Below are 8916 nucleotides of genomic sequence, written 5' to 3' on the forward strand. Positions count from 1 at the left end.
GGCTTCTCCTGCTCGCGGCGGCGATCGCGCTGGGCGCGGCCTGGCGGGGCCCGGGCACGCGGCACCCTCTTGGTCTCGCGATCGCCTCGGGGCTGCTCACCGTGGGTGCGTTCGGTGGGGTCGCTCGCTCCGGACTGCCGTCGGAGTGGGCGGTTCCGGCTCATCTGGTGTGCGGGATCGCCCTGTTGGCGGCGGTGCGGGCCGGGCGGCTGCCCGACGCGATGCGGCAGGGGTTCGCCTGGGCCTCCGGCGTCGTACAGGCACTGGCGCTGCTGTGGACACTGCCCGTCGTCACCGTGGTGCTGCTGGGACCGGCCGGCTGGGTGGGCCGCGTGTGGAGCGGCGCTCCTTCGGACGCCCGCACCGCGGTGACCGTGGACGCACCTTGGCCTGGGGACTCGGCGGCGGCTCCCGTCGCGCTGGTCGCCGTCGCGGCCGTTCTCGCCCTGGCGATCCGTACGGAGCCGTGGCGTGCGCGGGCCCGGCTCGGCGCGTTGGGCCTGCTCTGGGCGACGGCGCTGGTGCTTCCGGCGGTCATCGGGATTCCGTACGTCGCGGGGATGTCGGTCCTCGGGGTCATGACGGCGGCCGCGCTGTACGTGCGCCGGGCCACGGTGCCGGCCGCGCGACTCACCGCTCTCGTCCTCGCCCTGGTCACCTCCGTCAGCCTCGTCCTGACCGCTCTCGCCTCCCAGACCGCGACCCTCGTGGTGCTGTCCGTGCTGGTGGCCCTGTTCGCCGCGGCCTCATGGCAGGCGAGCATCGCCCCCGTCACGGCTCCGGCCACCCTCGGGTACGCCGCCGCGCTGGCCTCGGCCACCGGTGCCGCCGCGGACTGGCCGCCGGCCGGAACCGCCCTGCTGGTCCTGGCCGTCCCCGTGGCCGCCGCGCTGCTCGCGGCGCGTCTCGGTGAGCACCGGGCGACCGTGCCGGTCGAGATCGTGGGAGCCGTCACCGGCCTGCTCGCCGTGGGCCTCGCCGTCACCGATCCGCCGCTGCTCGCCCTGGTGCTGGCCCTGTGCGGAGTGATCGCCGCGGGCACGGCGCTGCGTCCGGACCGTCGTCCCGTCGGCTACGCGGCCACGGCCCTGTTCGTGCTGGCCGCCTGGGTACGCCTGGCCGCCTGGGACGTCGGCACACCCGAGGCCTACACGCTCCCGGTGACCGTGCCCGCGCTGCTCGTCGGCGCCCTGCGCCGGCGCCGCGATCCACGGGCGTCCTCCTGGACGGCGTACGGTCCCGGACTCGCCGCCACCCTTCTGCCGAGCCTCGTCGCGGCCTGGGCCGACCCGCACTGGACACGACCGCTGCTGCTGGGCACGGCGGCGCTGCTCATCACTCTGCTGGGAGCCCGGCACCACCTCCAGGCGCCGCTGGTGTTCGGCGGCTCGGTGCTGGCCCTGGTCACACTGCACGAACTCGCCCCGTACGTCGTGCAGGTGACGGGCGCACTCCCCCGCTGGGCGCCTCCCGCCCTCGCCGGACTCCTGCTGCTCGCACTCGGGGCGACGTACGAGCAGCGGATCAGGGACGTCCGACGGGTGCGGGAGGTTCTGGGCAGGATGAACTAGCCCCCGGCTACGGCATCTTGTCGCCCACCAGCGCCAGGTTCTGGATCGCCGCCAGGCCGTACAGCGCCGTGGCGTTGGTGGACACCCAGGCCGCCTCGCTGCCGGGGACCAGACCGGTCGGGCCCTCGATCTTCTTCGTGGACCAGTCGGTGGACTCCTTGTAGTCCCAGGTGTCGGCGCTGTTGTAGAACTGCCGCCAGGCCCGGGCGGCCAGCTTGTCGTCGCCCGCCTGGACGGCGGCGTAGGCGTCCTGCCGGGAGTGGCCCTGGAAGAGCAGCAGGGAACCGAAGTCGGAGCCGTAGCGGGCCTTCTGCTCGGCCTTGGTGGCGTTGAAGTAGCGGCAGTAGTCGAGCCACGCCTCCTTGAACTTCGGCATGTCGACCTGGTCGATCAGCTCGGCGCACAGTTCGACCAGGCCGAACATGGCCGACAGGTGTGAGACTCCCACCTTGGGCTCCGCCGCGATGGCGAACTTCCCGGTGTCCAGGTCGTACAACGCGTTGCCCTGGACGAAGCCGTTGGGCTGGGCGGCGATGGTCTCCATCGTGGACAGGACCCTGGCCCTGGCCTTCTCCCACTTGGGTCCGCGCCGCTCCCACTCGGTGAGCCAGGCCGAGACCAGGCCGCTCCAGTCGGTGCCGAAGCCGATGGACAGGGCGTTGCGGTCGGGGGTGTACGGCTCGGTGCGGATCTTGCGGATGGGGTCGAGGACGAGGAACGTCTCGTCGGAGTCGACGTTGGCGTGCATGAGGTCGCCGACGCGTTCGTCCGCCGTGAGGAAGTAGTAGTAGCGGCGATAGGTGGTGTTGGCGATGCGCTGCTGCTTGGCGCTGTCGGCATAGTGCTGGACACCGTGCCGGGTGCCGAGGCCCGCCCACTTGCCGAGGTGGTAGACGTCGACCTCGCCGGTGTGCCGGGTCATGGCCTCGGCGAACCGGAAGATGTCGGCGCGCCCGGAGCGCATGTACGCGAACCAGAGCCACAGGTCGGGCGAGAGCTCGGAGTTGTCCCAGGCGTAGCCGCCGACGTCGTAGCACCACTGGTGGCGGCTGGGGTCGTAGCTGTGCATGATGTCGCCGTAGTCCCAGAAGCCGTACCAGCGGCGCTGCTCGACCTGGTCCTTGTAGTAGGTGAAGAGGAAGTCGAGGTGGTCCTCGATCTTCGCCTTGGCGCTGGTGGAGCGGTCCGGCGCGGAGAACAGCTTGCCGAAGACGCCCGCCTTGATGAGCTGCTGAGGTTGGGCGGCGAGCTGCGGCGGAGTGCGTACGGCCTCGACCTGCCGGGCCATCGCCTCGGCGCTCGGGGTGGAGTCGTGGGCCCAGAAGAGGAGTTCGCTGGTGCGGGCGATGCCGTAGGGGGTGCCGAACTCGGGCTCGTAGTCCTCGTAGGTGATGTTGAGGCCCTCGAGCTGCTCGGGGTAGGTGTCCTGGCCCATGCCGTCGTGGTAGAAGCGCAGGTCCATGGGCTGCGCTTCGGGCGACCAGAGCCAGAGGGTGACCTCGGCCGTGTCGGTCTGGGCGTCGCGGATGTCGAGCTGGGCGGGGAACTTCTCCCAGAAGTCCCGCAGGCCGAAGGAGAACCCGCCGCTCGCGCCGCCGACGTACCCGAAGCCGCTCGCCCGGCGGCCGCCGCCCGCGCCGATCCAGCCGTGGCCCTTCTTGGTGCGCTTGCGGACCGTGAAGCCGTCGGCGGAGAGCTGGGAGAGGCTGTAGTCGCCCCACTCGGGGATGTACTGGAGGCGGGTGGTGACCCGCTGGTCCCAGGTGGCCGGGTCGGGCAGCTTCTTGCCCTCGAACTGGGCGGTGCGTACGGCCGCCCCGGGGTCGCGGCGCAGTCCGGTGATGCCCTTGACGGCCTCGCGGAGCAGGCCGGTGCCGTCGCCGCCGATGCGGACGTGACGGTCGTACGCCTTGTCCCGCATCGGCACCTGGAAGCGCACGCCGAGTCCGCGGATGAAGTCGCCGCTCGCCTTCGCGGGCTCCTGCGTGCCGTCGAAGGTGAGGGTGTGGACCATGCGGAAGGAGTCGGCGCCCGCGTAGAAGTAGAGCCGGATCGAGAACGGCAGCCAGCTCCGGCCGCCCTTGCGGTGCTTGCCGTCGATCCGGACGACGGCGCGGACCGGGCCTTCCTGCTCGACCTCGACCTTGGAGACGGCGCCGTCGAAACGCTCGGTCTTGACCGCGCCCTGGTCCTCGTCCTCGATCTCGGGCTGGCGGATCAGCACGAGCCGGCCGTTCTTCGCGATCTCCGTCGAGCCCCGGGTGACCGACTTGACGATGGTGGAACCGGACTTGCCGATCTTCGCGGTGATGACGCCGGTCGAGATGTCGATGGTGCCGCCGCTCTTGTCGACGGTGACCTTCTTCTCGGGGGCGGTGGGGGTGCCGGCGGCGAGGGTGAGCTTGCCGTCGCCCGAACCGACCGCGTGCGCGGTCCACTTGAGGGAGCCGTCGGGCCAGTAGGCGATCGGCCAGGACTGCACGGGAACGGCCTTGCCGTCCGCGTCCGTGAGCGCGAAGGTCTGCTCCTTCTCGTAGGCGCCCTTCGGCCAGGGGACGCCGACGGTGGAGCCGGGGGCCGCGCCCAGTCCGCCGTCCTCCAGCCAGTCGAGGGTCACCGGGTCGGCGTCGGCGGGCTCGGCTCTGGGAGCGGCCTGCGCGTCCTGCGCCCCCAGTGCCCAGCTGAACTGGGCGGCGGCTCCGGCGACGGCGGCCGCCTTGAGGAGGGACCTGCGAGGGATGGGAGACATAGAGATGCTGCCTTTCCTTGTCCGTTCCTAGTCCGTGCGGGAAGCAATTCCGTGCGCTGCTCTGGTCAGGGGCATGACAGTGAGAGGTGCGGCGCCCGGGGCGCCGACCTGGGGTGAGGGCACCGCCGGTCAGCGGTGCCGGTACCGCTCCTCCACGGCGACGGCCGCGGCCGCGACGGCCCCGAGGACGGGGACCGCCAGCGGCGCGACGAACCAGGCGGACAGGGCGACCACGGCCGGCCCGGTGATGATCAGGAAGGATCCGGCGGGGTCGAGAACCGTCCGCCGCCAGGCCTGCGCGAGCAGCGTCCGCCACCGGGCGTCCGGCTCCCAGACCGCCGCCGCACGCAGCCCCGCCACGACGAAGGCGATCAGGGCGACGACCCCGACGGCTCCGACGAGCGGCCCGCCGGGAATCCCCGCCCGGGCCGCCTGGACGTCCACCCAGACCGCGGCCACCGCCGCCCACCCGGCGAGCCCGGCGAGCCACCCGCCGCGCAGGGCCCTACGGAAGTCGGCGACGAACTCCCGCCACCCACCGCCCTCGTGCGCCGTACGGCGCCGCAGATGCCGCGCACCCGCGGCGAACGCGGCCGGATACGTCACGACCCCGAGCGAGGCCACCGCGATCCACACCCCGGTCAGCAGACACTCGGCGAACACCGCGAACCGCTCGGCGAGCACCGACTCGCTCCGCGCCTTCACTCGGGTCCCGGCCATGCTCACCTCAGCCCTTCAGCCCCGACGTGGCCATGCCGTCGATCAGATAGCGCTGGAAGGCGAGGAAGAAGGCGAGGACCGGCAGCAGCGCCACGAGCGACATGGCGATCATGCCGCCGTAGTCGGCCACACCCTCCTGGTCCACGAACATCTTCAGTCCCAGGGAGACCGTGTACTTGTCGGGCTCGTTGAGGTAGATCAGCGGTCCCATGAAGTCGTTCCAGGCGTTGATGAACGTGAAGATCGCGCTGGTGATCAGGGCCGGACGGCACAGCGGCAGCACGATCGACCAGTAGATGCGCAGGTGCCCGCAGCCGTCGAGCCGGGCGGCCTCGTCCAGTTCCTTGGGCAGGTTGCGCATGAACTGCATCATCAGGAAGACGAAGAACGCCTCCGTGGCCAGGTACTTCCCCAGCAGCAGCGGTGTGTAGGTATTGATCATCTCCATGTTGCGGAACAGCACGTACTGCGGGATGAGCAGCACGTGGTACGGCAACAGGAGCGTGCCGATCATCAGCGTGAAGAGCAGATTGCGGCCCGCGAACCTGATTTTCGCGAAGGCGTACGCCGTCAGCGAGCAGGACAGCAGGATCCCGATCACGGAACCCACCGCGAGCGTGAGCGAGTTGAGGAAGAACGTGGAGATGGAGATGTCCGCGATGCCCTCGCTGAGCCGCGTGTAGTTCGAGGTGATCGGATCGCCCGGGAAGAGATCCAGGCTGCCGACGACGTCCTCGCTCTTCTTGAACGAACCGCCGATGACCCAGATCACCGGGTAGAGGATCACCGCGAGGATCAGCAGGGACCCGATGTGCCAGGCGACGGAACCGGGCAGCTTGTGCCGCAGGCCCCCCGCTCGCGGGGTGAGATCGGTGGACGGTGCGCTCATGAGGCGCCCTCCTCGTAGTGCACCCAGCGCTTCTGGGACCAGAACAGCACCGCCGTCACCAGGGCGACCGCGACGAGCAGCATCCAGGCCATGGCGGAGGCCAGGCCCATCCGGCTGTTCTCGAAGCCCTGGACGTAGAGGTAGCAGGTGTAGACCATCGAGCCGTCGGCCGGACCACAGGCGTTGCCTCCGGCGCCGCCGCCGACGATGTACGCCGAGCTGAAGATCTGGAACGAGTGGATCGTCTCCAGCAGGACGTTGAAGAAGAGCACCGGGGAGATCATCGGCAGCGTGATGTTCCAGAACCGGCGCAGCTTGCCCGCCCCGTCGACCTCGGCGGCCTCGTACAGCTCGCGCGGGACCTGCTTGAGGCCGGCCAGGAAGATGACCATGGGGGCACCGAACTGCCAGACGGTGAGCGCCACCAGGCTGTAGATGATCATGTCGGGGTCGCCGGTCCAGCCGCCGACGTCCACGCCGAAGAGCTTCTGCGTCCGGTCGACGATCGCGTCGTCCGAGAAGATGGCCTTCCAGACGATCGCGACGGAGACGCTCGCCCCGATCAGCGACGGCGCGTAGAAGGCGGCCCGGTAGAAGGCCTGTCCGCGCCGGCTCTGGGCGAGGAGCAGCGCCACCCCGAGAGCCGCGAGCAGCTTCAGCGGCGTACCGACGACGACATACCAGAGCGTGACCTGCACCGAGTGGCGCCAGCGCGGATCGCCGAACATCTCGGAGAAGTTGTCGAGGCCGATCCACTTGGGCGCGTCGAAGAGGTTGTAATCGGTGAAGGCGAAGTAGAGCGAGGCGACCATCGGACCCGCGGTGAGCAGCAGGAACCCGGCGATCCACGGGGACATGAAGAGATAGCCGGCCAGGTTCTCCCGGCGCCGCCGCCGCTTGAGGGCGGCGGGGCGCGCGGGCTTCACCGGACCGTGCCGCGGCTCGGAGTCCTGGGACAGGCCCTCCATCGCAGGGGCGTGTGTCACGGTGGTTCCCATCAGGTGCCGAGAGCCGTCTTCGACTCGGTGAAGAACTGCTTGACGGCCTCGTCCACCGACCTCTTGCCCAGGGCGAGCTCCTCGGCGATGCGCAGGAACGCGGACTCACAGATGTCCGCGCCGTTCGGGTGCGGTGTGATGGGCTCCAGAACCCCGGCCTTGACGAGGGACTCCTCGTAGGCGGCGATCGTCTTGTTGACCTCGTCGGTCGGCTGGTACGCGTCGTACTGGGCCTGCGTCGCGGGCACACCGCGGTCGTAGCCCATGATCTTGGCGACCTCGGGGTCGTGCACCATGAAGTCGATGAACTGGGCGACCTCCTTGGGGTGCTGGGTGCGCTTGGAGGCGCTCAGCATGAGCGAGCCGAGGTACTGGCCGGTCTTCTTGCCGTCCGTCGTCGGGATGGGGGCCAGGCCGTACTCGCTCTTGCCCTCGGAGGTGTAGCGGACGGTGAAGTTGTCCCAGGTGAACTCGCCTCCGGCGAGCTCGGCGGCGACCGCCGACTTGGGCTTGTTCTGGACGACCTTCTTGGCATCGGCGTAGATGCCCTCCTCCACACCCTTCTTGGCCTTCGTCCACCAGTCCGTCAGGTCCGCCTCGGTGAAGCCGAGTCCGTCCGTGGTGAAGAACGCCTTGCCGTTCTGGCGCAGGTACAGGTCGTAGAGGTACATGACGCCGTACATCCCGCTGTCCCCGGCGCGGCCCGTCTTGTCGCGGATCTTCTTCATCGCCGCGTCGAAGTCGTCCCAGGTCCAACCCTGCTCGGGCTTGACGCCGGCCCGGGTGTAGACGGGCTTGTCGATGACGAGGGACATCGAGTTGGAACCGACCGGAACGCCGAGGAGCTTGCCGTCGATCTCGCCGAACTTCTCCAGCCCGGCCCGGAATCCGTCCATCCGCAGGTTGCCGGCCTCGGCCTGCTCGCTGAGATCGAGCAGCACGTTCTTCGCGTCGTATTTACGGAGGAAGCCGATGGCATTCTGGAAGACGTCCGGCGGATTTCCGCCGGAGGCCTGAGTGTTGAACTTCTTCCAGAAGTCGAGATAGGGCTGGAAGTCCGTTTTCACCTTGATCTTCGGGTACTTCTTCTCGAAGAGCGCGATGGTCTTGTTGATTCTCTGGGCGCGGTCCTCCGCTCCCCACCACGCATAACGAATCGTCACCGTCCCGTCGGCGGAGGTCCCTCCGTCACCGCCGCAGCCGGTCGTCGCGGCCAGCCCCAGCGTGGCCGCCGTGGCCCCGGCCGCCTTCAGGATCGTACGTCTCTCAACATTCCTGCCGTTCACCACGGTTGGACCTCCCCGCACGTCGTCCCGCTCGCATGAATCGTTTCAAGTAAGCGCTTGCTGGCACAAGGTACGGAGGGGCTGAGAGTGCGTCAATGATTCGGACAAGAATTTCTTACCGAGGGAGGTGGGTGCCGGACGGGGCGGGGTGTTGGGGCCGGGGAGCGGCTGGGGCGACGTCGCTGGTGAGGTGCGCATGACCGAGGGAGCGAACACGGGCGCACCGGCCGTCGGAGTTTCGGGCACGACCGAAAGACGACGGTGAGGTGGAGGGGCGGGCGGGGACTGGATCCGGCCACGGAATGGCCGACAGACCGAGGCGCAGCCGGGTGCGAGGCACTCGCCGTGACGGCTGAGGCCGGGTGGGTCCGCAGCCCGGCGGAACGGGGTGCCGCCGCGCCCGCCCGTGCCGCCCTCAGCGGCACGATTGCCCGCAGCCAAACCGGATCGCCAGCCCGCAGCTAGGCGGGGCTGGCGGCCCGCAGCCAGCGCCTGCGGCCGCTGAGCGGGGCGCGCAAGCGCAGGTGGGCCGCACGGCGCTGAGCCGGGACGCGCCCGCACCCGCGTGCGGCGAGAAGGGGCCGCGTCGGGGGGTGTCCGCCCGCAGCGGTTGGCGCGTCAACGAACAGCCAGTCGGCGTCCAACCCCATCGCGCCGTTCCGAGGACGGACACCCCCCGACACGGCCCCGACCCACCACCACC

6 protein-coding genes are annotated in these 8916 nt (G+C 69.9%); 1 reads left to right on the forward strand and 5 read right to left on the reverse strand.

Translation table 11 applies throughout. The annotated features are described in order from the left end of the window. Window positions 1-1571, forward strand: a 1571-nt coding sequence (locus tag ACFTZL_RS35555; protein WP_382591676.1) for an SCO7613 C-terminal domain-containing membrane protein, incomplete at its 5' end; no start/stop codon positions are given. Window positions 1572-1578: 7 nt separating this feature from the next. On the opposite strand, the gene ACFTZL_RS35560 is transcribed toward ACFTZL_RS35555, so the two are convergent. The 5 genes from ACFTZL_RS35560 to ACFTZL_RS35580 form a co-directional block, all read right to left on the reverse strand. Next, window positions 1579-4320 carry a Tat pathway signal sequence domain protein gene (locus tag ACFTZL_RS35560; protein WP_382591679.1) on the reverse strand — a complete coding sequence of 914 codons (2742 nt, stop codon included), beginning with the start codon at window positions 4318-4320 and terminating at the stop codon, window positions 1579-1581. A gap of 129 nt (window positions 4321-4449) precedes the next feature. After that, window positions 4450-5040, reverse strand: coding sequence for a hypothetical protein (locus ACFTZL_RS35565; RefSeq protein ID WP_382591682.1), 591 nt, complete (start codon window positions 5038-5040; stop codon window positions 4450-4452). 7 nt (window positions 5041-5047) lie between these two features. Then, window positions 5048-5929, reverse strand: coding sequence for a carbohydrate ABC transporter permease (locus ACFTZL_RS35570; RefSeq protein WP_382591685.1), 882 nt, complete (start codon window positions 5927-5929; stop codon window positions 5048-5050). After that, window positions 5926-6927 (reverse strand): carbohydrate ABC transporter permease, encoded by a 1002-nt coding sequence (locus ACFTZL_RS35575; RefSeq protein ID WP_382591688.1) that lies wholly within the window; start codon window positions 6925-6927, stop codon window positions 5926-5928. Before ACFTZL_RS35575 ends, ACFTZL_RS35570 begins: the two co-directional genes overlap by 4 nt. Beyond that, a complete protein-coding gene (locus ACFTZL_RS35580; protein ID WP_382591691.1) occupies window positions 6927-8216 on the reverse strand; it encodes an ABC transporter substrate-binding protein in 1290 nt (429 codons plus the stop codon). Before ACFTZL_RS35580 ends, ACFTZL_RS35575 begins: the two co-directional genes overlap by 1 nt. Window positions 8217-8916 lie beyond the last annotated feature (700 nt).

This window comes from Streptomyces sp. NPDC056948, from assembly GCF_042674225.1.
GTDB classification, from domain to species: domain Bacteria; phylum Actinomycetota; class Actinomycetes; order Streptomycetales; family Streptomycetaceae; genus Streptomyces; species Streptomyces purpurascens.